The sequence below is a fragment of the Mycobacterium neumannii genome (assembly GCF_002245615.1).
In the GTDB taxonomy this organism is placed as follows: Bacteria; Actinomycetota; Actinomycetes; order Mycobacteriales; family Mycobacteriaceae; genus Mycobacterium; species Mycobacterium neumannii_A.
Map to the genome: position 1 here is coordinate 46,218 of NZ_NKCO01000005.1, position 21,601 is coordinate 67,818.

A 21,601-nucleotide genomic window follows, 5' to 3' on the forward strand; every position below is an offset into this window, starting at 1 on the left:
TCTTAATTGGGCTTGCGGATCGCCAACACGAACGGGCCGATGCTGGAGACCTCGAAGCGGGGGTCGTCGAACAATGTCTCGTCCAGGGCGACGTGGTAGCGGCGCACATTGGGCTGGTTCGGATAGACGTCGGAGGCCAACCGCAACGTATAGGTGTCGTCGGCCCCGCGGCGCATCAGAAACACCGTCGGCGGCTCCCACGGCAGCGTGTCGAGCGCCTCGATGAACTGGTCGGCGTCGGCCAGCGTGGCCCAGCTCTCGATGGCCTCGGCGCGCTTCTCGAACTGCGCCAGTGGATTGGCGTAGTGCGAGGTCAGGCCCTGGAATCCGTAGTAGGGGTAGTAGGACAAAAAGCTGTAGTCGGCGGTCAGCACGACGGTCTCGTCACGGGGACGACCGGTGACCTCCGTGATCCTGGCGTCGATCTCGCGGTAGTAGCGCTCGGCGCCGGGCGGTCGCCGGTCCGCGCGCTGACCGTAGCCGTCGGTATCGGTATAGGCGACGACGATGTCGGACCGCAGCACGTCGGGGATGTCCTGGCTGTAGGTGACGGCGCCGATGGCGCCCAGCGTGGCCGCCGCCGCGACGACACGTCGCGCGTTCTCGGGCCGCACCCGCGCCGCGACTGCACGGGTGACCTCGATGAAGCCGAAGGCACCTGCCGCGGTGAGTAGCACGGTCAGCGTCGGATTCAGTCGGAAGGACAACAATGTGGTGCCCACCAGCGTGGTCAGCATCGACAGCAGCGACCAGGCGTAGACGGCGAGTACCGCGATCGCCAGAGCGCCGGCCCGGGTGGAGGACCGCGCACGCCAGACCAACCACAACGTGCCGAGCATGCACAGCGCTCCCAGCAGTGTGAAGTGCAGCATCGGGAATTCCAGCTGCGCGCCGTCGGTCGGCAGATAGTGCTGGGCGGTTCCGGAGTCGGCGGGCTCGCCGGAGAACGCCGCCAGAAGGTAGGGCGCCCAGCCGATCAGCGCGATGGCGCCCGAGATGACCGCGATGACCACCAGCCGCAGCAGCGGTTCGATGCGTCTGCGCGCGACGGCCAGAAGCACCCCCATGATCGTCAATGTGAATGCCGCGTAGGCGAACAGGAGCGTGTAGAACAGCGCGGCGCCGCCGAGGAAGAGGCCGGTGCCGATGACGGCGGGCCAGCCGGCTCGCGTCCTCCCGCCCGCCACCCCATCCGGGTCGCCCCCGCGCAGACCCGACCAGGCGAGCACGAACACCGGCGGCAGCAGAACGCAGATGATGGCGGCGTAGGGCTCGGCCGGAGAGTATGCGAGCGTGGCTGCGGCGGTGGCGGTGGTCACGATGAGCGCGTACTCGAAGCGAATCATGGCCGCCCACAACACGAACGCCACCGCGATCGCGGCGGTGATCGACATGATCGCCCACGGTTTGAACATCTCCCACGCCGGAGTTCCGGTCAGCGCGGCCAGGCGGCCCCCGATCCAGAACCAGCCCGGCGGATAGAACGGCGGCAGACCCATGTAGGTCATATCGCGCAGCGCGGCGCTGTCGGCGAGCCGGGTGAGGTACTCGGTGCGGAACTGCTGATCGACCGAGATGCCGTACAGATAGAGCCTCGTCGCACCGAGCGGCATCGCCAGCGTCACCACCGAGAACGCTGACAGGAACAGCGTCGCCGCCACCTTCGCAAGCAGCTGCCGGCCGCGCCGCCAGACCCACCCGCTCGCCAACAACCCCGCCAGACAGGCGAACTGGCCCACGGTGGTCAGCGCGTGCAGCTGATTGGACGAGTTGTAGGCGGGCCACTCCACGCGCGCGATCGCGGCCAGCGAGACCACCGCGACGGCCATCGCCACCGCGGCGGCCGCCATCATCTGGCCGGCGACCTTGATCGGCAGGGCCCGCGCGCCGCCGCGCATCAGATGGGTAGCTTGCGGAAGATCGGCCGGGGGATGTGGCGCAACACCATCATCACGTACCGGAACGCTCCCGGCGCCCATACCAGTTCCTTGCCTTTGGCTGCCGCCGTGACGGCCAGTTCGGCGACGTCTTCCTTGTCGACGGTGAACGGCGCTTCCTTCGCGCCGGTGGCCTTCCAGTGCTCGATGGTGGTCGTGGTGCGGACCTGACCGGGCCGGATCACCAGCACCCGAACTCCGTGCTCGCGCAACGCCTCTCCGAGGCCAAGGTAGAACCCGTCCAAGCCGGCCTTGGTTGACCCGTACACGAAGTTGGACCGCCGCACCCGCTCACCGGCCGCTGAACTCATCGCGATGATCTGCCCGAAGCCCTGGGCGCGCATCTTCTCGCCGATCAGCACGCCGACCGAAACCGCTGCGGTGTAGTTGATCTGGGCGACCTGCACGGCCTTGGACTGGTTCTGCCACAGCTCTTCAGCGTCGCCGAGCAGCCCGAAGGCCACGATCGCGACGTCGACATCACCGCCGCCCCAGGCCTTGTCGATCACGGCGCGATGTCCGGCGGTGTCGGTGCCGTCGAAGTCGATCCATTCGACGGACTTGGCCCCCGCGGCCGTCATCGCCGCGATCGCCTCGTCCTTGCGGGGGTTATTCGGCAGGTCCGCAAGGATGATGCGGGCATGCGCGTTGCGCAGGTAGCGCTCGCAGATCGCCAGCCCGATCTCCGATGTCCCGCCGAGCAGCAGGATGGACTGGGGGTTACCTACAGCGTCGAGAACCATCTACAGGAGCTCCAAGCGTCGTGCCATGTCGGATGCGAAGACGCCGTTCGGGTCGGCCTTGCGGCGCACGGCGATCCACTCGTCGATCCTCGGATACATCTTGTGGAACCGCTCCGCACTGACCCGGGAGTCTTTCGCGGTGTACACCCGGCCGCCGAACTCCATGACCCGCTCGTCGAGCTCGTTGAGGAATTCGTTGATACCGGGCTTGTTCGGGAAGTCCATCGCTACGTTCCATCCCGCTATCGGAAAGCTCAGCGGCGCGCGGTTACCGGGCCCGAACAGTTTGAACACGTTCAGCGCCGAATAATGCCCGCGGGTCTGGATCCAGCGGATGATGGTCTTGAACTCCTCGAGCGCATCGGGCGGAACCAGGAACTGGTGCTGCGCGAAACCCGCTGGGCCGTAAGCGTTGTTCCACCCGCTGACCAGATCCAGCATGTGGTAGAACTGCGACAAGTTCATGATCTTGCCGGTGTAGGTGCCGCCGAGCCGGTAGTACACCTCGCCGATCGCCATGAACGAGAGCTTGTTCATGGCGCTGACCGGGAAAACATCAGGCACCGAAAGCAGTTGCGGTGCATCGAACTTCAGCGGATTCTTAGCCAGCTTCGGGGGCAGCTGATCGAGCGTCGCGAGGCTGCCGCGGCTGATCGCGGCCCTCCCGAGCTTCGGCGGCGGACTGATCAGGTCGAACCACGCGCTGGAGTAGGTGTAGCGGTCCTCGCTGCCGTCGAGGTGCACGGCGACGGTCTCATCCAAATCGCTGGTGGACACACCGTCGGCGATGAAGTACGCGGTTTCTGTGCGCGTCATCGCGATTCGGGCGCGCACCACGATCCCGGTGAGGCCGTTACCGCCGACCGTCGCCCAGAACAGTTCGGCGTCCGGCCCGTCGGGGGTGAGGGTGCGAATCTCGCCGTCGGCCATCAGCAGGTCCATCGACAGCACGTGATTGCCGAAGCTGCCTGCACTGTGGTGGTTCTTGCCGTGGATGTCGGAGGCGATCGCCCCGCCGACGGTGACCTGCCGCGTGCCCGGCAGCACCGGTACCCACAGCCCGAACGGCAGCGCGGCCTTCATCAGCTGGTCGAGGCTGACGCCCGCATCGACGTCGGCCACGGCCGTCTCGGCGCTGATCGAGTGGACATTGTGCAGCGCGGTCATGTCCACGACCAGGCCACCGCCGTTGCATGCCTGATCGCCGTAGGAGCGACCCAGGCCGCGAGCGAGGACGCCCCGGTGCAGGAACGACGGGCTGGATGCGCTGCGGTCGGCGGCCTCGCGGACCGCAGCGGCGATCAAGTCGACGTCCGGCGTGCTCAGCACCTGAGCGACCGACGGTGCCGTGCGGCCGAAGCCGGTCAAGGCACGCGAGGTCGTCGGCAAGTTCTCGGACATCGTGACGAGGGTACCGTGCGGACAGCCGGCGCCATGACCGCTGGATATCGCGCGGCCGGCAGCGGTGTCGCGTCAGCGCAGCCGGAAGATGACCGCACGCTGGACGACGAAATTGATCACCGTCGCCGTGCCCTGGGCGATGACGAACGCGACCGGCACCCGCCACGGTTTGTCGTCCCACGCCACGTACAGCACGTAGTTGATGCCGACCTGCGCGGCGTAGGTCACCGCATAGAGCGCACACACCGCGATGAACCGCGCGGTGCTCGGCGGCGCCTGAAAGGTCCACCGGCGGTTGATCAGATACGCCGTGGTGGTGCCCGCGATGAAGCTGAGCGTCTTGGCCACGTTGACGTGCAGACCGGCGGCGAGCAGGGCGACGTACAGGCCGAAGTCGACGATCGCCGAGAAACCGCCGGTGACGATGAACCGCCAGATCTGGGTGCCCAGGCTCAGGGTCGGCTGCATCGGGGGCTCGGCCACCCGGGCAGCTTACGCGGGATGTGCAGCCGTCGCGTCGCTAGGTTTCAGGTGTGCAGACCCGGTCCGGTGCGGAGATCGTCGTCGACGGCGACGTCGTCTACAAGCTGCACCGGCCGGGTACCAACCCGCGGGCACTGACGGTCCGACTCGGCATCGCTGCGAGCTCGGATTGCCTGCTCTCGCCGCTATCAACGCTTCCCGAGCCGGTCGCAGCGCGGTGGCGCACTCGATGGCCGCGCGTGCAACCCCTTGCCCCGCAACCAGAGTCGGTGCCGTGGTCGGAAGCCGGACAGTTGTTGGCCAGGTTGCACCGGGAGCCATGGTCGTCTCGAGTGCCCCCGCACGGCTGGCCGCAACGGCTGCGGCGCGCGGTTGACGCGCTGCGCTCCGACGGCGATCCGACGGTGCGACGGGCCGCGGCCGCCCTGCCCGACGCGGTGTGGCGGCCCGGCTCACCGGACCGTCCGCACACGTTGGTGCACGGTGACTGGCATCTGGGCCAACTCGCGCGCCCGCACGCAGATTCGCCATGGGTCCTTCTCGACGTCGACGACCTGGGTGCCGGCGATCCGGCGTGGGACCTGGCTCGACCGGCCGGATTCTGGGCGGCGGGACTGATCCCGGACGCCGACTGGCAAAGCTTCGTCGACGCCTACCGCGCCGCCGGCGGCCCCGCGCTGCCCGACGCAGACCCGTGGCCGGTGCTCGACGCGTTCGCGCGCGCGGCCGTGGTGCAGGCGGCCGCCCACCACCCTGACGAACTGTTGGTGGCGGCCTGCGCGCGGATGGGCTGAAGCTGGGTGGCTAGCTGGAGAAGAACAGCCGGCCGAAACCCTGCTTGCGGTAGTACTTGTTGCCGCGATGGCCCCAGCCCGGACCGTATCCGTATCCCGGCTGGGCAGGCGGCGGAGGCGGTGCGGCCTGGACGAACCGGTTCTCCATCTGAGTCAGCGACTCGAGCTCGCCGAAGTCGAGGAAGATGCCGCGACAGGTGTCGCACTGCTCCAAGTGGATGCCGTTGCGTTCGTAGGTCCGCATCGAGCCTGCACACTTCGGGCAGGTCAGCGTGCCCGTCGGTGCGGACGGCGTGGACGACGGCGGCTGATATGGCGGGATGCTCATATCCGCATAACGGCCGCGGGCACCTCTCAGGTTCCGCCGACTGAACCCGTCAGATATCGCTGAACTGTCGGGCCAATCCACGCCACCAAGTCGTCGATCGACGTGGACGCGATCGGTTCGATGCGCAGTTGATACCGCGCGAAGGCCAAGCCCATGAGATGCACCGTGACCAATTCGACCCGCAGCACCGCGTCGTCCACACCGAACTCGCTGGCAACGCGCTCGGCGACGGGGCCGGCCAGGGTGTCGTGGAGCAGCTTGCGGGCCAGCGGCTGGATGTCTGCCGACCGCCAGACCGTCAACAGAGGCTCGAAGGTGTCACCGGCGTCCCATCGCACCAGGAACGCCCTAACCAGTCGGGCCCCGATCTGGTCGTGGCCCTCGTCGAGCAGCAGCGGAAGCTGGTGCAGCGGATGCTCGGGAATGTCGAGCACTGATGCGGTGAACAGCCCCTCCTTGTTACCGAAGAAGTAGTAGACCATGGCTACGTCGACGCCGGCGTCGGCGGCGATCTGGCGCACGGTTGCCTGCTCGTAGCCGCGCATGAAGTGCTCGCGAGCCGCCTCGATGACCCGCTTCCTGCTCTCCTGGCCGGTACGCCAGCGGCCGGTCCTGCCACGTTCCGCCATGCTGAGAAGCGTAGTTCAACAAGTGTTGATCTTTGTTGTGAGCCGGGCGTAGCATCATTCTTCAGCAAGTGTTGAACAAGGAGGTTCGGCGATGCGACGGCTCTGGTGGCGGCATCTACTTTCGGTACTTCTCGCACCGGCGATGATGACGGTGTTCATTCCCGTCACGATCGGCATCCTCGCCGACGTCGGGGTTCCCGACCTCGGCACGCCGCGCGGGCTCGTGTTGGCCCTCGTGGGGGGTGCGCTGATCGCGTTCGGTCTGTTCATGCTGGCGTGGACGGTTGTGCTGTTCGACCGCATCGGCGACGGCACGTTGGCCATCGGCTCGCCGGTGAAACTCGTTGTGACAGGGCCTTACCGGCACGTGCGCAACCCGATGATGACCGCGGTGTTCTGCATTCAGCTCGGCACGGCGGTCGTCTGGTCGTCACCCTGGTTGTTCGCGTGGTTCGTGTTCTTCTTCACTGCGGTGCTGATCGCGATCCGCACCGTGGAGGAACCTCACTTGCGCCGGCGGTTCGGCGGCGATTACGACCAGTACCGCCGCCACGTGCCGCGCTGGATCCCGCGGGTACGCGCATGGGAACCGCTTTCCGGTGGGCAGACGAACTCGGGAAAGCCGGTCAGCACTTAGCAACCCGCCAGGAAGCTACACCCAATAGGCGACACGGCCGCGGTACTGCCGCATGGCGAACGCCGCGAAGGTCCAGCCGACCACGGTCAGCACGATCACCACTACCCAGTGGCGCAGTTCCTGGTCGGCGCCGAGCAGCGGGGCCCGCACGATGTCGAGATAGTGCAGCAGCGGATTGAGCTCGACGATCTTGGTGTACTGCTCGGCACCCTGCTGTCGCAGGGTGGACTCGTTCCAGATGATCGGGGTCATGAAGAACAGCAGCTGCACCAGGCTGACCAGCAGCGGGCTGATGTCGCGGTAGCGGGTGGCCAGGATGCCGAAGCACAACGCCACCCAGATGCAGTTGAGCACGATCAGACCCAGCGCGGGGATGACCGCCAGGTCCGTCCACTTCCACGGCTTGGGATAGATCATCGCGATGATCACGAAGATGATCATGTTGTGGGCGAACAGAATCATCTGTCGCCACACCAGCCGGTAGACGTGCACCGACAGCGGTGTCGGCAGCTGTTTGATCAACCCCTCGTTGGCGACGAACACGTCGGCGCCCTCCAGGATCGCCGCGTTGATCAGGTTCCATACGATCAGACCGAGGGTGACGTACGGAAGATGTTCGGAGAGCTCGAGTTTGAACAGTTTGGAGTAGAGCAGACCCATGGCGACCGCGGTGGCACCGGTGGCGATCGTGATCCAGAACGGGCCGAGAACCGAGCGGCGGTAGCGCTGTTTGATGTCCTGCCAGCCGAGATGCAACCACAGTTCGTGCTTCCCGAAGCCCTCAACCAGGTCGCCCCAGGCCCGGCGCATGGTCTTCGACTGCGCAGCGGCGTCGGTGAACGTCACGGCTGAAGCCTCCCGAACCTCTCCTTGCGGCCCATGCGCCGCAACCGGATCCACTCCATCAACCCGGCGGGGTCGCGGCGCGACACCAGAAAGAACCAACCGAAGCGCGCCCACTCCTGCAACTGCAGACGACGCAGCCCCGGCTGGGACAACAGATATCCGCGGTTGCGGTAGGTGAAGAAACGTTTGCGGGTGTCGTCAGGGAACTGCGTGTGCATTCTGCCGCCGAGGATCGGTTTGAACTCGTCACCGCCCTGCGGATGCAGGTACACCGCGTCGAGGCAGGTGCCGAACGGTAACCCGGAGCGCACCAGCCTGCGGTGTATTTCGGTCTCGTCGCCCCGGACGAACAGGCGCAGATCAGGCACGCCCGTCGCCTCCAGCGTCGTCGCGGCGAACAGCGCGCCGTTAAACAGTGATGCGATGCCCGGCAACAGATCTGAACCGGATCCGGTGCGTAACTCGTCGACACGGCGACGCCACACTAGTCCACGACGCAGGGGAAAGGCCAGCCGCCCGGGATCGTCCATATCGCAGACCATCGGCGACACCTCGGCAAGTCCGTGGCGGGCGGCGCATTCGATCAGCGTGCCCAGCACCTCCGAGTCGGCCGGGCGGCCGTCGTCGTCGGCCAACCACACCCAGTCCGCGCCGAGCGCCAGAGCATGCAGTATGCCCAACGCGAAACCGCCCGCGCCGCCGAGGTTCCGGCGTGATCCGAGGTAGGTGGTGGGGATGGGTTGTCCGGCAACCAGTTCGGCGACGCGGGAATCGTCGTCGTTGTCGACGACGATCAGGTGGTCGGGCGCGCGGGTCTGGGCCGACACCGACTCCAGTGACTTCGCCAGGTCGTCGGGACGACGATGGGTGACCACCACCGCGCAGATGACGGAGCTGGTTGGCTCCTCGGGCAAGCCCTCGTCGGCCGTCATCCCTGTCGCGTCTCTTCGAGCACTTCCCGGACATGCCGGGCGGCGTCCTCGCCTTCATAGGCACGCACGACGTCCTCGATGCCGCCGGTCATCTTGATCGTGCCGTGGTCGATCCACATCGCGGTGTTGCACAGCCGGGCCAGAAACTCGTTGGAGTGGCTGGCGAACACCAGGATCCCGGAGCGCGCGACGAGTTCGGCCAACCGGGTCTGCGCCTTCTTCAGGAACTCGGCGTCCACCGCGCCGATACCCTCGTCGAGCAGCAGGATCTCGGGGTCGATGCTGGTCACCACGCCCATCGCCAGACGCACGCGCATACCGGTCGAGTAGGTGCGCAACGGCATCGACAGGTAGTCCCCGAGCTCGGTGAACTCGGCGATCTCGTCGATCTTGGCCGTCATCTGCTTGCGCGTCTGTCCCAGGAACAGGCCGCGGATGATGATGTTCTCGAAGCCGGAGATCTCCGGGTCCATCCCGACGCCGAGGTCGAACACCGGCGCCACCCGGCCGCTCACGGTCGCCACCCCCCGGGTGGGCTCGTAGATACCCGACAGCAGGCGCAGCAGCGTCGACTTGCCCGCACCGTTGTGCCCCACCAGACCCACCCGGTCGCCGAGTTCCAGCGACATGGTGATGTCCCGCAGCGCCTCGATGACCACGACGTTGGAGTCGTTGCGGCCGATCGCGCCGCCGGCCTTACCGAGGAACGCCTTCTTCAGCGAGCGTGACTTCGCATCGAAGATCGGGAACTCCACCCACGCGTTGCGGGTCTCGATATGTGGGACCAACGCATGCCCCTACAGGTACTGCCCGGTCCCCGGATGCGACGGACCGCCGCCGCGCATCGCCACTCCCGGTGGCAGCGCGCCTTGGCCCCGCATCTGCTCCAGCTGCTGCCGTGCCGCCATCTGCTGGGCGAACAGCGCGGTCTGGATGCCGTGGAACAGGCCCTCCAGCCAGCCCACCAGCTGGGCCTGCGCGATACGCAGCTCGGCATCCGAGGGTACGGCCTCTTCGGTGAACGGCAGCGTGAGCCGCTCGAGCTCGTCGCGCAGCTCGGGGGCCAGGCCGTCTTCGAGTTCGGTGATGCTCGTGCGGTGGATCTCCCGGAGCCGGTTGCGGCTGGCCTCGTCGAGCGGAGCTGCGCGCACCTCCTCGAGGAGCTGCTTGATCATGGTGCCGATCCGCATCACCTTCGCCGGTTGCTCGACGAGGTCGGTCAGCGACCTGCCGTCCTTTTCCTCGTCGGTCTCGGCTCCGGTGTCGGCTCCGCTGATGATCTCGATGTTGTCGTCGTCGGTCATACTCCCTGCGTTCCCTCTAATCTCCACGGCATTCGTCGCGCAAGCCTCGCGATGCCCTCGACCGCGAACCAACTAGCGACACTAGTCGGGTCGTGCACGGGACGGTCCGCACGCTGCGCACAGGCGAACCCCGGTCGGTGACCGCAAACCGGTCGCTCAAACAACTTCGGCAATCCAGCAAACGGTTCATCGGCGGCCACCATGGCGAATAACCAGGCGGGTTAACTTGAGGCCGCGTTCTGGCGATGTGGCAGACGTGACCAGCAACGACAACGGGTTTAGCACTCCGAATGCCAAGGTCACTGGACTAGTATGGCTGCCCAGCAGACCCAGTCCGACATGGCGGGTCGGGCCGAGTATCGGCCAGAATCGTGTGGGTTCGCGAACTCACGGACGCTCGAAGGTGGGCTGGCATGGCATACGACGTCGCCCGGGTGCGTGGTTTGCACCCGTCTCTGGGCGACGGGTGGGTGCGTTTCGACGCCGGGCACGGCATGTTGTTGCCCGACACCGTCGGCCGAGCTGTGTCCACGGCGTTCCGCGGGTCGATGGCCACCCCGGTCGGTCCGCACCCCTCGGCGCAGCGCAGCGCCGCAGTGCTGGAGGCCGCGCGGCTGGCCGTGGCCGATCTGGTCAACGCCGATCCCCGCGGTGTGGTTCTGGGCGCCGACCGGGCGATCCTGCTGACCTCGCTGGCGGACGCGTCGTCGTCGCGTGTCGGCCTCGGCTACGAAGTGGTGGTCACCCGTCTGGATGACGAGGCGAACATCGCGCCATGGCTGCGCGCCGCGAATCGCTATGGCGCCAAGGTGAAGTGGGCCGAGGTCGACATCGAGACCGGCGAACTGCCCAGCTGGCAATGGGAGAGCCTGGTCACCAAGCCGACCCGCTTGGTCGCAATCACTTCTGCCTCTTCGACTTTGGGTACCGTGACCGACCTGCGCGCGGTGACGAAACTGGCACACGATCAGGGCGCACTGGTGGTCGTCGACCACTCCGCGGCCGCGCCCTACCAGTTGATCGACATCGACGAGATCGACGCGGACGTGGTGGCGGTCAACGCATTGGCGTGGGGCGGTCCGCCCATCGGAGCCCTGGTCTTTCGCGATCCGGCGCTCATCGGCTCCTTCGGTTCGGTATCGCTGGATCCGGACGCAAGCGGAGCGGCGCGGCTCGAAGTCGGCGCGCACCAGTTCGGTCTGCTTGCCGGAGTGGTGGCCAGCATCGAGTACCTTGCCTCCCTGGACGAGAACGCGCGCGGTACGCGCCGCGAACGCCTCGCGATCTCGATGCACTCCGCGAACGCCTATATGAGCAGGCTTTTCGACTATCTGCTGATCTCGCTGCGGTCGCTGTCGACGGTGATGGTCATCGGTGCGCCCGAATCGCGAATCCCCGTACTCAGTTTCGCGGTCAACGGCGTCCCCGCGGAGCGGGTGGTTCAGCGCCTGGCCGACAACGGCATCCTGGCGATATCGAATGCGAGTTCGCGCGTGCTGGACGTGATCGGCGTCAACGACATCGGCGGCGCGGTGACGGTGGGACTGGCGCACTACACCACCACCGCCGAGGTCGATCAGCTGGTGCGCGCGCTCGCTTCGCTGGGCTGACGGCAGCGCTAATCCGTTACGCGCAGAAGCACTTTCCCCGACACCTCGCCCGACTGCAGCAGCTCATGCGCCGCCCCGGCTTCCTGCACCGGGTACTCGGCACCGATGATCGGACCAACCTCACCGCGCTCGATCATCGGCCACACGTTGGCCACCACCTCGGCGACGACGTCGCTCTTGCTCCCCTTGCCGCTCACCGGGCGCGCGCGAAGAGCGGTGGCGATGACGCCCGCGCGCTTGCCGAGCAGCTTGCCGATGTTGAGTTCGGCCTTCACACCGCCCTGCATCCCGATGATCACCACTCGCCCGTCGTTGGCGAGCGCATCGATGTTGCGGTCGAGGTAGGCCGCGCCCATGATGTCGAGGATCACGTCGGCGCCGCCCTCGGCCCTGACGCGTTCGACGAAGTCCTCGTCGCGGTAGTTGATCGTCACCTCGGCCCCGAGTTCGGCGCACAGGTCCAGCTTGTGGGCCGACCCGGCGGTCACCGCCACGCGGCAGCCGAGCGCGCGGGCCACCTGGATCGCGTGGGTGCCGATGCCGCTGGCACCCCCGTGGATGAGGACGAGCTGGCCCGCCGTCAAGCCCACGGTCATCACCAGGTTCGACCACACGGTGCAGGCCACCTCGGGTAAACCGGCTGCTTCGTGCAGCGACACGGAGTCCGGAACCGCCATCACCTGCCCGGCCGGCACGGCCACATACTCGGCGTAGCCCCCGCCCGCCAGCAACGCGCAGACCTGTTGTCCGACCGCCCAATCGGAAGTCTTTTCGCCGACCGCCGCGACCGTTCCCGAGACTTCGAGGCCGAGGATTTCACTGGCGCCCGGCGGCGGCGGGTATTTGCCCACGGCCTGCAAAAGGTCGGCCCGATTGATGCCGGCAGAGGCGACCTTGATCAGAATTTCGCCCTCGTCCGGCGTGATGTCGGGAACCTCTTGCCAGGTCAATCGACCCTCCGGGCCGGCGACGATTGCATGCATCCGGATAACGCTACTAGCCTGCGTCGACAGTCTCACGAATTAGTCGCCAGCAATGTGATGGCCGTTTACTATGACCGCATGGAGGGGATTATTGCGGGTCGTACCGCGGGGGATATGCCGGGGCTGGACATCGCGGAGCAGCGGTCCTGGCAAAATTTTTTGGATGCCGCGCTCCGGCTGTATGCGACCTTGAATCGGTCGCTGGTGGATAAGCATCATCTGACGCTCAACGACGTCAGGTTGCTCGACATCCTGGATAAGTCACCGACGGGATCGGCCCGCATGGGCGATCTCGCCGAGGGCTTGATGTCGTTGCCGAGCCGGGTCACCCGGCAGATCCGTCGCCTGGAGATGCAGGGCCTGGTGCGCCGGGGGGCCAGCCCCGACGACGGCCGTGGTGTGCTCGCCAGCATCACCGACGACGGGCGGACTGCGGTACGCGACGCGATGGTCACCTACGGCGAGAGCGTGCGGGCGCACTTTCTCGACCGGCTGTCGCGGCCCCAGGTCGCGGCGATCGGTGAGAACTGCAGGCGGATCAGCGTCGGACTCAAGAACGGGTCGATGAACGCCAAGCTCGGCCGCGTCTGAGGGGATTCCCCGTCGCGACGGTGTGAGCCGCCCCGTACTCTTGTCGGCGGTGGCGTGGCAGAGCGGCCTAATGCACTCGCCTTGAAAGCGAGAGACGGCTAACACCGTCCGGGGGTTCAAATCCCTCCGCCACCGCTCATGACATGCGGTGCGCGATGCGCGCCAACACCCGCACGCCCGAATCGATCTGGGACTCAGTGAGGTTGGCGTAGCCGAGGAGCAGGCCCGGTGGCGCCGATGCCGGGTCGGCGTAGCACGGTGCGAGCGGTTCGACCCGCACGCGCCGTTCGGCGGCCAGCCGTACGAGGTCGTCGATCGGGAATCGGTCGGGGAAGCGCACCGTCAGGTGGACACCGGCCGCGGCGCCGAGGACGGTCGCTTGCGGTAGGTGTCGGCCCAGGGCCCCCAGCAGAGCATTGCGGCGGGTCAGGTATCGGCGACGCATCTGGCGCAGATGCCTGTCGTATCCGCCCGATCCCAGCAACTGCGCGAACGCCAACTGGTCCATCACCGAACTTCCGGTGTCCGCAAGACCTTTGGCCACTTTGACCGGGCCGACGAGATGTGCGGGCAGCACCATCCAGCCGATGCGAAGACCGGGCGCCAGGGTCTTGCTGGTCGAGCCGACGTAGACGACGCGGTCGGGTGCGATTCCCTGCAACGCGCCGACGGGTGCCCGGTCGTAGCGGTATTCGGCGTCGTAGTCGTCCTCGATCACCAGATGGCCGGCTCGGACCCAGTCCGTCAGCTCAGTGCGCCGCAGGGCCGAAAGGACGACCCCGGTCGGGGACTGGTGCGCGGGGGTGGCCAGCACTGCGTCGGCACCGCTGGCCGCCAGCGCGCCGACATCGAGCCCGTCTTCGTCGACCGGAACAGGAACCGGTTCGATACCGTTGTTACGCAGCACCATTCGGTGCAGCCAGAATCCGGGGTCCTCCATGGCCAGTGAGGATGTCGGCAATGACCGCGCGAGCAACGCGATGGCCTGTGTCGCTCCGGAGCACAGCACGATGTGTTGCGGTTCGGCGAGCACACCGCGGACGCGTCGCAGATAGTCGGCCACCGCAACCCGCGTGGTGAACAGCCCCTGAGGCGCCACGTAACCGAATGCATCCGCGCCGATCTCGGCCAGGCCCTGCTTCAGCGCCCGCAGCCAAGCGTCGCGAGGGAAGCTGTGCAGATCCGGCGACCCCGGCAGGAAGTCGATGTCGTAGCGAGCCGTCGGCCCGGCCTCACCGCGGGAAGGCCGGTCGACGGTGTCCACCGTGGCGACCACGGTGCCCGACCCGTGCCTGCTGTGCAGGAACCCTTCGGCGACGAGTTGACTGTAGGCATCGACCACGAGCCGACGGGACACTCCCAGGTCGGTGGCGAGCAGGCGACTGGACGGCAGGCGGGTGCCCGGCGTGAGGCGGCCCGTCCGGATGGCCGTCCGCAACCCGTCAGCCAGTTGGCGGTGCAGCGGACCGTTGGCGTCGCGGTCGAGTTCCAGCAGCAGCTCCGGACCCGAAGTGGTACCCGATCTCGCTGTCAAAGTGGTGCCTATCTTGAGGCCAGTGGCGAACTAGCGTGACCGTATGACATCGACACCGACGCGCACAAGGGCGGGGTTTGTCGAGGTGACGCTCATCGTCTTCGGGCTCTACGCCTTGTCCGTGGGGCTGTTCATGATGTTCGCCCCCGGCGCGTTCTTCGACACGCTCGGCAACTTCGGTACGCGCAACGACCACTTCATCTTCGACGTCGCCACGTTCGAAGTGCCGCAGGGGCTCATGCTGCTCGCCGCGGTACGGTGGACGCGGTGGCGCACTCCGGCCCTGGCATTCGCGACGCTGCACTGGGCGCTGCACTCGCTCAGCCACATCATCGACCCGCACCACGGTGCGGGTGACTGGATCGGGTGGCTGGAGGCCGGCGGTCTGGTGTTCACCACCGTGATCCTGGCGATCGCGTTGCGCGCCAGCGTCATCGCCGATAGGAGGCCGTGATGCGAGTACTTGTTGCCGGCGCGACGAGCGTGCCCGGTGTCCCGCTGCTGCGTGAACTCCGCGCCCGAGGCCACGAGGTCGTCGGGCTGACGCGGTCGCCGAACAGGACGGGCGCGATCACGGCTGCGGGGGCCAGGCCCGTGGTCGCCGACGTGTTCGACGGCGACGATATCGACAAAGCGGTCGCCGATATCGGTCCGGAGGTGGTGGTTTCGCTGTTGACCACGCTGCCGAAGCGGGGACCGATGCGGGTCAGCGACTTTGAGCCCGCAAGAAAACTGTGGGGGACCGGTGCGGCGAACCTGCTGGCCGCGGCGCAGCGGGCCGGCGTCCGACGCGTCGTCGCCGAATCCGTGATGTTTGCCTACGGCTATCCGACGACCGGTCCGGCGTTGCTGGACGAGAGCGATCCCTACCCCGGACCGGCCCCGCGTGGCGGAGAGGCGATGCTGGCCGCGCTGCGCGGGATGGAGCAGAAGGTCCTGGCTTCACGTAGACACAGTGACACCGAGGGAATCGTGTTGCGCTACGGCGCTTTCTACGGCCCGGGTGTGCCGCACGACGAGTTGTTCGCGCGGATGGCGCGATTCCGCCTGGCGCTGGACATGGGTGGTAACGGCATCGTGTCCTGGATCCACATCGACGACGTCGCGAGGGCCACTGCGGCCGCGCTCGACCACGGACGGGGCGGCGAGATCTACAACATCGTCGACGACCGGCCGCAGTCGTTCAACGGCTACATCCGGGAGCTGGGCGAGAAGCTCGGGCGGCCTCGACAGCTGCGAATCCCGCGTGCGGCGGTCAAACTCGCCGCGCCCTACGGCGTCACCGCGTTCGGGGATACCTGGCTTCCGCTGTCGAACGCCAAGGCCAGGACCGAACTCGGTTGGACCCCGGTTCCCCGCCGCTGACTCCTCGGCCCTGACTCACCCGTACCCGAGCGCGGCGTTCTCGGCCCGGATGCGGACGTTGAGCACCAGGGCGTTGGCGGCGGTGAAGACGACCGCGGTCAGCCACGCCGAGTGGACCAGCGGCAGGGCCGCGACCTCGACCACCACCGCGGTGTAGTTCGGGTGGTGCAGCCACCGATACGGGCCGCGGTGCACGAGCGGCGTTCCCGGGATCACGATGAGCCGGGGGTTCCACCGTCTGCCCAACACCGCGACGCACCACCACCGCAGCGCGGTGCTCGCGCATACGATGGCCACCATCGGCCATCCCAGCAGGGGGATGAACGGTCTGTGCAGGACCGCCACCTCGGTGACACACGACGCGAGCAGCAGCGTGTGCATGCCGACCATCACCGGATAGTGGCCCTGGCCGAATTCCTTGCCGCCGTTGGCAAGAGACCACCGCGTGTTGCGCCGTGACACCACCAACTCGACCAGTCGTTCCAGTCCGATCGCGAGGATGAACAGGTAGTACACCATGTCGGTTCCTCACCACTTCAGCAGGAGCAGCTCGAAGCTGAAGCCCGGACCCATCGCCAGCAACACACCGAACGATCCTGGGGCGGGTGGCGATGCGAGCGTGCGGTGCAGTACATCGAGCACCGACGCCGACGAGAAGTTCCCGTTCTCCCGCATCGAGTTTCGGCTGTGAATGTTGGCTTCCGGCGGCAGGCCGATCGCGTTGTCGATCGCATCCAGCACCTTCGGACCGCCGGGATGGCAGATCCACGCGGCGATGTCGCCCACCTCAAGGCCGTGGTCACCGAGGAACCCAGTGACCTCTTCCTCGAGGTAGTTCGCCGCCATGTGCGGGACTTCACGAGACATCACCAGCCCGAAGCCATTTGAGCTGACATTCCACCCCATGACGTCGACCGTGTCCGGAAACAGCCGGCTCCTGGTCGCAAGCAGCGCGGGCGCGTGCGCGATCGTCGGAGGAATGCGGTCTGCGCCCGAGACCACGACCGCCGCCGCGCCGTCGCCGAACAGGCAGGCACCTATCAGCGCGGGGATCGACGTGTCGTTGCGTTGCAACGTGAGCGAGCACAGTTCGACGGACAGCAGGACCGCGATGTCGGAGGGAAAGCCCCTCAGGTAGTCGTGCACGCGTGACATGCCGGCTGCGCCTGCGACACAACCCAATCCGAACAACGGAATCCGCTTGACGTCTGGTCGCAACCCGATCCGGGATGCCACCCGAGCGTCGACGGTGGGCACAGCGACGCCGGTGCTCGACACGAACACGATGGCGTCGACTTCATCCGGTGCGACGTGTGCCGCCTCGAGCGCGGACCGCACGGCCCGCTCCCCGAGGTCGACAGCCACCTCGATGTAGACGTTGTTCGCCTCGGTGAAGCCCGACAACTTCGGGTAGCGAGACAGCGAAAGCGAGAGACTGCGGCTCTGCACACCACTGCTCTGCGCGAACCGGAGGAACTCCGGGCCGCCGATGCCGGTGAGCATCGAAGCGACGTCACTTTGTTCGTAGCGATTCGAGGTGAACGCCACCGCGGTGCCCTCGATTCGGGGTGCACTGATTCGTTGGATCGCGCCGCGATCGAGCGACGCGAAATCTGTTGTATCTGTCATGTCGTGCAGAACGCCGCTGCAGCCAGAAATGGTGCCCATGGTGACGCATCGCACAGCAATGTCGCTGAAATCTATTGCGCTAGAAGGGATTCGGTACTACCGATTCCTGAAAGTGAGCCGGGAACGCGGTGGGAATGTGCTGGGAATCAACGCTATTCGCCGGTGAACTTCGGCGGGCGCTTCTCGAACATCGCGGTCACCGCCTCACCCAGATCCTTCGATGGCAGGAACGCCGAATTCCACGCGGCCACATAGCGCAAGCTCTCCGACACCCGGGCGATGCGCTGCTGATCGAGCACGTCCTTGATGCCGTGAACCGTCAGCGGCGGGTTGGCGGCGATCTCGGCGGCCGTGGCGTGCGCCGCTGCAAGCGAGGCATCGGCGTCGTCGTAGACGTCGTTGACCAAACCGATCTTTTCGGCGCGGGCGGCGTCGATGTCCTTGCCCGTCAGCGTCAGTTCGCGAAGGTGCCCGTCGGACAGGATCAGAGGCAGCCGCGCCAGCGAGCCCACGTCGGCGACGATCGCCAGCTTCACCTCGCGGACGGAGAACTTTGCGTCGGCGCTGGCGTAGCGGATGTCCACGGCGCTGATCAGGTCCACGCCGCCGCCGATGCACCAGCCGTGCACCGAGGCGATGGTGGGGGTGCGGCAGTCGGCGACCGCGTTGATCGCGCCCTGCATCTTCGTCAGCGTGGTGTGGAATCCAAGGCGGCCCTTGGCGCCGGCATCGCGGCCGGGCATGGTCGCTCCCATCGCGGCCAGGTCGAGCCCGTAGCTGAAGTTGCGGCCCGAGCCGGTCAGCACGATCGCGCGCACCTCCGGATCGGCGTCGAGCGTCCCGAACACCTCGGGCAACTCGGCCCAGAACGCCGGGCCCATGGCGTTGCCCTTGCCTGGCCCGATCAGCGTCACCCGCGCGACGTGATCGGAGATGTCAACGGTGACGGATTCGTAGGTCTCGCCCATGGGGCAACACGCTAGTTCGTCACGGCGCAGGTCACGGCGGCGGCTTGCCCAGGAGCACCTCGTTCACGGTGGCGCTGGGCAGGAACTGGCAGGCGGCGTCGACCAGCATCTGGCCTATGCCCTCCCCGTCGGGACCGAGCGGGTTGCCCTCCTGGTTGAGGATCTCGCGGATCACCGCGACCTGGGTCGCCTCGTCGAGCCCGTTGTACTCCGAGCACTGCATGGACAAGGCGTTCGGCGGCGCGGGGACGACCGGGACGTCGGTGTTGCGTGTGGGCAGGGGAATGTCGGGAAGCCCGATGTCGGGCAGCCCCGGAATCGACGGCGACGTCGGCCGCGCCGGGGAGGTCAACGGCGGCCCCGGCTCGGTGGTCATCGCGACGGAGCCCTCCGTGGTGCGCTGGCATCCCGTCGCGACCCCCACGAGAACCAGCGCCACTGCCGCCACTCGCACGTGCGTTTTCATCACGGCAACGATATGCCCATCGGCGACGTAGCGTGGCGTCATGCCCGACGACTTGCGTGCCGGACCCGAATCGCCGCCGACCGACGAACTGCGCAGCGCGGAGAAGTCGTTCGCCGTGTTGCAGCACGTGCTGCACGGCGTCGCCGACGGCGATCTGCACAAGCAGACGCCGTGCCGGGAGTTCGACGTCGCAGCGTTGACGGACCACCTGCTGAATTCCATCACCACGATCGGCGCCATGGCGGGTGCGGAGTTCACCGAACGCGACCGCGACGCGCCGATCGAGCAGCAGGTGGTGTTCGCGGCGCGCTCAGCGCTGGACGCCTGGCGACGGCGGGGGCTGGACGGCACCGTGGACTTCGGCGGGAACGACGTGCCGGCTCGGATGATGGTCGGCGTGCTGTCGATCGAGTTTCTGGTGCACGCGTGGGATTACGCGGCGGCGGTCGGGCGCGACGTCAACGCCCCCGAGTCGTTGTCAGATTACGTGCTGGGGCTGGCGCGCAGGATCATCACGCCGGAGGGCCGGGTCAACGCCGGTTTCGACGATCCGATCGACGTGCCCGCCGACGCCGGGGCGCTGACCCGGTTGCTTGCCTACACCGGTCGGCAGGCCTAGCCGTTTCGCGAGACGTACACCAGGGCTGTGGATCCGCTGCCCCTTACCCCCCTGCTGTTCATCTCGCGAGCGCTACAGCCGCTCGAGGTAGAAGTACAGGTGCCGGGGTGTACCGGAGCTGGTGTCGAGCGCGCCCTTGCCGTTCATGATGCCGACGACGGCGTTCTCGCCGACGACCTTGAAGTGATCGTGCACGGGCGCGCCGTCGTAGACCATCGAGGCCGTCACCTCGCCGCGGAACTCCTCCATCCACAGGCTGGCCTCACCCTTCATCGCATCGGTGTTGGAGAACTTGTTGCCGTCGGCGTCCAGGCACACCAGAGGTTTGGCGTCGGTGGCGGAGTGGAAGGTCTTGCCGAACCAGTTGAGCCGCTCCATGAACCCGTTGGCCTTGTGGCCGGTGTGGAATTCGCCGCCCTTCCACTCGCCGATCATGAAGTCGATGGTGGCGGGCGTAAGCGTCGCCCAGAACTCGTCGAGTTCGGCGTCGGAGATGGTGCCGGTGCGCTCCTTGAGCTCGGTGAAGATCTCGCGGGCGTCGCTCATGACTGTCCAATCCATTGTCGGGCGAAATCGAGGAACGCGTCGTTCTCGTGGGTCGCGGCGACGGTGACGCGTACTCCGTCGTCGCCGTAGGGCCGCACGATGATGCGGTTGTGCGCCGATGCCTCGGCGAACTGCTGGGCCTGCCCGGGCAAGGGGAGCCAGACGAAGTTGGCCTGCGAGTCGGGCACGGTGTAGCCGACTGCGCGCAGTTCCGCGGTGACCCGGGCGCGTTCGGCGACGACGGTGTCGGTGCGCTCGAGCAGTTCGTCGGCGGCGTCAAGGGATGCGATCGCGGCGGCCTGCGAGACGCTGGTCGCGGTGAACGGCACGTAGACCTTCCCGATCGCGGTGATCAGGTCCGGGTCGCCCACGGCGTAACCGACCCGCAGACCCGCCAGGCCGTAGGCCTTCGAAAACGTTCGTAACACAACGAGGTTGGGATGGGCACGAACCAGACCCAGGCTGTCGGGCACCATCGGCTCGCGGATGTACTCGACGTAGGCCTCGTCCAGCGCGATCGCGATGTGCGGCGGGACCGCGGCGACGAAGCGGGCGAGCGCGTCGGGCGCCACGACGGTGCCCGTCGGGTTGTTCGGATTGCACACGAAGATCAGCCGGGTGCGGTCGGTAATCGCGGCCAGCATGGCGTCGAGGTCGTGCGTGTGGTCGGTCAGCGGCACCGGCACGGGTGTGGCCCCCGCCGTTCGCACCTGCAGCGGGTAGATCTCGAAGCTGCGCCAACCGAACAGCACCTCGTCGCCGACGGTCGAGGTGATCTGGATCAACTGCTGACACAGGCTGACCGACCCGCAGCCCACCGAGATGTGCTCGGGGGCGAAGTTGACGTGTTTGGCGAGTCGCTCGCGGAGCTCGACGTAGCCGTTGTCCGGGTAGCGGTTGATGTTCCCGACGGCGTCCGAGATCGCGGCCCGCACGCTCGGAAGCGGCGGATACACGGTCTCGTTGCTGGCGATCTTGATTGCGCCGGGAACGGTCCTGCCGGGGGTGTAGGCGGGCAGATCAGCCAGTTCGGGACGCAGCCGGACGGTCACTGCACCAGTTTATGGGTCGGCCGAATGCGCTTTGCCTCGCGCGGTAGCCCATGTGTACGCTGTCGGATCGGCGGTAATCGTCGGGAGGCGTGCCAGAGCGGCCGAATGGGGCTCACTGCTAATGAGTTGTCGCCCTCAAAGGCGACCGGAGGTTCAAATCCTCTCGCCTCCGCCACGGCTGACCCGTCAGCCGCACAATTGAAC

General features: G+C 67.0%; 25 protein-coding genes and 2 tRNA genes. 9 read left to right on the forward strand and 18 right to left on the reverse strand.

All coding sequences use genetic code 11. The features are described 5' to 3' along the window. Positions 1 to 2 precede the first annotated feature (2 nt). The 4 genes from CEX88_RS08320 to CEX88_RS08335 all read right to left on the reverse strand — a co-directional run bounded on the left by CEX88_RS08320 (position 3) and on the right by CEX88_RS08335 (position 4,549). Positions 3 to 1,898 (reverse strand): galactan 5-O-arabinofuranosyltransferase, encoded by a 1,896-nt coding sequence (locus CEX88_RS08320; RefSeq protein ID WP_202931409.1) that lies wholly within the window; start codon positions 1,896 to 1,898, stop codon positions 3 to 5. After that, positions 1,898 to 2,680, reverse strand: a complete 783-nt coding sequence (locus CEX88_RS08325; protein WP_094293146.1) for a decaprenylphospho-beta-D-erythro-pentofuranosid-2-ulose 2-reductase — start codon at positions 2,678 to 2,680, stop codon at positions 1,898 to 1,900. The genes CEX88_RS08320 and CEX88_RS08325 overlap by 1 nt, the downstream gene beginning before the upstream one ends. Continuing rightward, positions 2,681 to 4,081 (reverse strand): decaprenylphosphoryl-beta-D-ribose oxidase, encoded by a 1,401-nt coding sequence (locus tag CEX88_RS08330; RefSeq protein WP_094293147.1) that lies wholly within the window; start codon positions 4,079 to 4,081, stop codon positions 2,681 to 2,683. Positions 4,082 to 4,153: 72 nt separating this feature from the next. Then, positions 4,154 to 4,549: a GtrA family protein gene (locus tag CEX88_RS08335; protein ID WP_066847148.1), complete on the reverse strand. Its 396-nt coding sequence runs from the start codon at positions 4,547 to 4,549 to the stop codon at positions 4,154 to 4,156. 65 nt (positions 4,550 to 4,614) lie between these two features. Here CEX88_RS08335 and CEX88_RS08340 point away from each other — a divergent pair, with 65 nt between their 5' ends. Next, on the forward strand, positions 4,615 to 5,358 hold the full coding sequence (locus CEX88_RS08340; RefSeq protein WP_094293148.1) for a phosphotransferase family protein: 744 nt from the start codon (positions 4,615 to 4,617) through the stop codon (positions 5,356 to 5,358). A 10-nt stretch (positions 5,359 to 5,368) separates the two neighbouring features. Here CEX88_RS08340 and CEX88_RS08345 read toward each other — a convergent pair whose 3' ends face one another. Further along, a complete protein-coding gene (locus CEX88_RS08345; protein WP_064394864.1) occupies positions 5,369 to 5,686 on the reverse strand; it encodes a TFIIB-type zinc ribbon-containing protein in 318 nt (105 codons plus the stop codon). Between the two features lie 26 nt (positions 5,687 to 5,712). Then, complete coding sequence (locus tag CEX88_RS08350; protein ID WP_094293149.1) at positions 5,713 to 6,315, reverse strand: TetR/AcrR family transcriptional regulator; 603 nt, start codon at positions 6,313 to 6,315, stop codon at positions 5,713 to 5,715. Between the two features lie 91 nt (positions 6,316 to 6,406). On the opposite strand from CEX88_RS08350, the gene CEX88_RS08355 reads away from it, so the two are divergent. After that, positions 6,407 to 6,952, forward strand: a complete 546-nt coding sequence (locus CEX88_RS08355) for a methyltransferase family protein (RefSeq protein WP_094293150.1) — start codon at positions 6,407 to 6,409, stop codon at positions 6,950 to 6,952. Positions 6,953 to 6,967: 15 nt separating this feature from the next. On the opposite strand, the gene wzm is transcribed toward CEX88_RS08355, so the two are convergent. Genes wzm through CEX88_RS08375 form a run of 4 tightly spaced genes read right to left on the reverse strand, consistent with a single transcriptional unit; the run spans position 6,968 to position 10,034 of the window. After that, entirely contained in the window at positions 6,968 to 7,798 is an 831-nt protein-coding gene (gene wzm, locus CEX88_RS08360; RefSeq protein ID WP_094293151.1) for a galactan export ABC transporter permease subunit Wzm/RfbD, read from the reverse strand. Beyond that, positions 7,795 to 8,730: a galactofuranosyltransferase GlfT1 gene (gene glfT1 / locus CEX88_RS08365; protein ID WP_094293152.1), complete on the reverse strand. Its 936-nt coding sequence runs from the start codon at positions 8,728 to 8,730 to the stop codon at positions 7,795 to 7,797. Before glfT1 ends, wzm begins: the two co-directional genes overlap by 4 nt. Then, positions 8,727 to 9,518, reverse strand: a complete 792-nt coding sequence (gene wzt / locus CEX88_RS08370) for a galactan export ABC transporter ATP-binding subunit Wzt/RfbE (protein WP_066846730.1) — start codon at positions 9,516 to 9,518, stop codon at positions 8,727 to 8,729. Before wzt ends, glfT1 begins: the two co-directional genes overlap by 4 nt. A gap of 9 nt (positions 9,519 to 9,527) precedes the next feature. After that, positions 9,528 to 10,034 (reverse strand): bacterial proteasome activator family protein, encoded by a 507-nt coding sequence (locus tag CEX88_RS08375; RefSeq protein WP_094293153.1) that lies wholly within the window; start codon positions 10,032 to 10,034, stop codon positions 9,528 to 9,530. A 413-nt stretch (positions 10,035 to 10,447) separates the two neighbouring features. On the opposite strand from CEX88_RS08375, the gene CEX88_RS08380 reads away from it, so the two are divergent. Continuing rightward, complete coding sequence (locus tag CEX88_RS08380; protein WP_094293154.1) at positions 10,448 to 11,644, forward strand: cysteine desulfurase-like protein; 1,197 nt, start codon at positions 10,448 to 10,450, stop codon at positions 11,642 to 11,644. A gap of 8 nt (positions 11,645 to 11,652) precedes the next feature. Here the strand turns inward: CEX88_RS08380 and CEX88_RS08385 are convergent, their stop codons facing one another. After that, positions 11,653 to 12,627 carry an NAD(P)H-quinone oxidoreductase gene (locus tag CEX88_RS08385; RefSeq protein ID WP_066846747.1) on the reverse strand — a complete coding sequence of 325 codons (975 nt, stop codon included), beginning with the start codon at positions 12,625 to 12,627 and terminating at the stop codon, positions 11,653 to 11,655. A gap of 78 nt (positions 12,628 to 12,705) precedes the next feature. Here CEX88_RS08385 and CEX88_RS08390 point away from each other — a divergent pair, with 78 nt between their 5' ends. Together CEX88_RS08390 and CEX88_RS08395 are read left to right on the forward strand one after the other, a co-directional pair. Further along, entirely contained in the window at positions 12,706 to 13,218 is a 513-nt protein-coding gene (locus tag CEX88_RS08390; RefSeq protein WP_066847150.1) for a MarR family winged helix-turn-helix transcriptional regulator, read from the forward strand. A 48-nt stretch (positions 13,219 to 13,266) separates the two neighbouring features. Beyond that, positions 13,267 to 13,353 (forward strand) — tRNA-Ser (locus CEX88_RS08395). Between the two features lies 1 nt (position 13,354). Here CEX88_RS08395 and pdxR read toward each other — a convergent pair. Beyond that, positions 13,355 to 14,752, reverse strand: a complete 1,398-nt coding sequence (gene pdxR, locus CEX88_RS08400) for a MocR-like pyridoxine biosynthesis transcription factor PdxR (protein WP_238381999.1) — start codon at positions 14,750 to 14,752, stop codon at positions 13,355 to 13,357. Positions 14,753 to 14,795: 43 nt separating this feature from the next. Here pdxR and CEX88_RS08405 point away from each other — a divergent pair, with 43 nt between their 5' ends. Both CEX88_RS08405 and CEX88_RS08410 read left to right on the forward strand, forming a co-directional pair. Then, a complete protein-coding gene (locus CEX88_RS08405; RefSeq protein WP_066846750.1) occupies positions 14,796 to 15,206 on the forward strand; it encodes a hypothetical protein in 411 nt (136 codons plus the stop codon). Next, positions 15,206 to 16,117: an NAD-dependent epimerase/dehydratase family protein gene (locus CEX88_RS08410; protein ID WP_094293155.1), complete on the forward strand. Its 912-nt coding sequence runs from the start codon at positions 15,206 to 15,208 to the stop codon at positions 16,115 to 16,117. The genes CEX88_RS08405 and CEX88_RS08410 overlap by 1 nt, the downstream gene beginning before the upstream one ends. Before the next feature lie 15 nt (positions 16,118 to 16,132). Here CEX88_RS08410 and CEX88_RS08415 read toward each other — a convergent pair whose 3' ends face one another. From CEX88_RS08415 to CEX88_RS08430, 4 genes are all read right to left on the reverse strand, one after another. Next, entirely contained in the window at positions 16,133 to 16,633 is a 501-nt protein-coding gene (locus CEX88_RS08415; RefSeq protein WP_066847154.1) for an isoprenylcysteine carboxyl methyltransferase family protein, read from the reverse strand. A gap of 12 nt (positions 16,634 to 16,645) precedes the next feature. After that, complete coding sequence (locus CEX88_RS08420) at positions 16,646 to 17,746, reverse strand: type III polyketide synthase (protein ID WP_202931410.1); 1,101 nt, start codon at positions 17,744 to 17,746, stop codon at positions 16,646 to 16,648. A gap of 152 nt (positions 17,747 to 17,898) precedes the next feature. Beyond that, positions 17,899 to 18,714, reverse strand: a complete 816-nt coding sequence (locus CEX88_RS08425; protein ID WP_064425871.1) for a crotonase/enoyl-CoA hydratase family protein — start codon at positions 18,712 to 18,714, stop codon at positions 17,899 to 17,901. 31 nt (positions 18,715 to 18,745) lie between these two features. Then, entirely contained in the window at positions 18,746 to 19,180 is a 435-nt protein-coding gene (locus CEX88_RS08430) for a hypothetical protein (protein ID WP_064394903.1), read from the reverse strand. 40 nt (positions 19,181 to 19,220) lie between these two features. Between CEX88_RS08430 and CEX88_RS08435 the strand changes: the two genes are divergently transcribed. Next, a complete protein-coding gene (locus tag CEX88_RS08435) occupies positions 19,221 to 19,799 on the forward strand; it encodes a TIGR03086 family metal-binding protein (RefSeq protein WP_094293156.1) in 579 nt (192 codons plus the stop codon). Positions 19,800 to 19,871: 72 nt separating this feature from the next. Here the strand turns inward: CEX88_RS08435 and CEX88_RS08440 are convergent, their stop codons facing one another. Continuing rightward, entirely contained in the window at positions 19,872 to 20,345 is a 474-nt protein-coding gene (locus CEX88_RS08440; RefSeq protein ID WP_094293157.1) for a DUF4334 domain-containing protein, read from the reverse strand. Continuing rightward, positions 20,342 to 21,397, reverse strand: coding sequence for a histidinol-phosphate transaminase (gene hisC / locus CEX88_RS08445; protein ID WP_094293158.1), 1,056 nt, complete (start codon positions 21,395 to 21,397; stop codon positions 20,342 to 20,344). Before hisC ends, CEX88_RS08440 begins: the two co-directional genes overlap by 4 nt. 83 nt (positions 21,398 to 21,480) lie before the next feature. Between hisC and CEX88_RS08450 the strand changes: the two genes are divergently transcribed. Beyond that, positions 21,481 to 21,572: transfer RNA gene (locus CEX88_RS08450), tRNA-Ser, on the forward strand. Positions 21,573 to 21,601 lie beyond the last annotated feature (29 nt).

Bases quoted from the DNA above. Each gene is read 5' to 3' on its own strand.
- CEX88_RS08320 (WP_202931409.1), bottom strand. From the start codon at position 1,898: ATGCGCGGCGGCGCGCGGGCCCTGCCGATCAAGGTCGCCGGCCAGATG.
- CEX88_RS08325 (WP_094293146.1), bottom strand. From the start codon at position 2,680: ATGGTTCTCGACGCTGTAGGTAACCCCCAGTCCATCCTGCTGCTCGGC.
- CEX88_RS08330 (WP_094293147.1), bottom strand. From the start codon at position 4,081: ATGTCCGAGAACTTGCCGACGACCTCGCGTGCCTTGACCGGCTTCGGC.
- CEX88_RS08335 (WP_066847148.1), bottom strand. From the start codon at position 4,549: ATGCAGCCGACCCTGAGCCTGGGCACCCAGATCTGGCGGTTCATCGTC.
- CEX88_RS08345 (WP_064394864.1), bottom strand. From the start codon at position 5,686: ATGAGCATCCCGCCATATCAGCCGCCGTCGTCCACGCCGTCCGCACCG.
- CEX88_RS08350 (WP_094293149.1), bottom strand. From the start codon at position 6,315: ATGGCGGAACGTGGCAGGACCGGCCGCTGGCGTACCGGCCAGGAGAGC.
- CEX88_RS08355 (WP_094293150.1), top strand. From the start codon at position 6,407: ATGCGACGGCTCTGGTGGCGGCATCTACTTTCGGTACTTCTCGCACCG.
- glfT1 (WP_094293152.1), bottom strand. From the start codon at position 8,730: ATGACGGCCGACGAGGGCTTGCCCGAGGAGCCAACCAGCTCCGTCATC.
- CEX88_RS08375 (WP_094293153.1), bottom strand. From the start codon at position 10,034: ATGACCGACGACGACAACATCGAGATCATCAGCGGAGCCGACACCGGA.
- CEX88_RS08380 (WP_094293154.1), top strand. From the start codon at position 10,448: ATGGCATACGACGTCGCCCGGGTGCGTGGTTTGCACCCGTCTCTGGGC.
- CEX88_RS08385 (WP_066846747.1), bottom strand. From the start codon at position 12,627: ATGCATGCAATCGTCGCCGGCCCGGAGGGTCGATTGACCTGGCAAGAG.
- CEX88_RS08390 (WP_066847150.1), top strand. From the start codon at position 12,706: ATGGAGGGGATTATTGCGGGTCGTACCGCGGGGGATATGCCGGGGCTG.
- CEX88_RS08405 (WP_066846750.1), top strand. From the start codon at position 14,796: ATGACATCGACACCGACGCGCACAAGGGCGGGGTTTGTCGAGGTGACG.
- CEX88_RS08410 (WP_094293155.1), top strand. From the start codon at position 15,206: ATGCGAGTACTTGTTGCCGGCGCGACGAGCGTGCCCGGTGTCCCGCTG.
- CEX88_RS08420 (WP_202931410.1), bottom strand. From the start codon at position 17,746: ATGACAGATACAACAGATTTCGCGTCGCTCGATCGCGGCGCGATCCAA.
- CEX88_RS08425 (WP_064425871.1), bottom strand. From the start codon at position 18,714: ATGGGCGAGACCTACGAATCCGTCACCGTTGACATCTCCGATCACGTC.
- CEX88_RS08430 (WP_064394903.1), bottom strand. From the start codon at position 19,180: ATGAAAACGCACGTGCGAGTGGCGGCAGTGGCGCTGGTTCTCGTGGGG.
- CEX88_RS08435 (WP_094293156.1), top strand. From the start codon at position 19,221: ATGCCCGACGACTTGCGTGCCGGACCCGAATCGCCGCCGACCGACGAA.
- CEX88_RS08440 (WP_094293157.1), bottom strand. From the start codon at position 20,345: ATGAGCGACGCCCGCGAGATCTTCACCGAGCTCAAGGAGCGCACCGGC.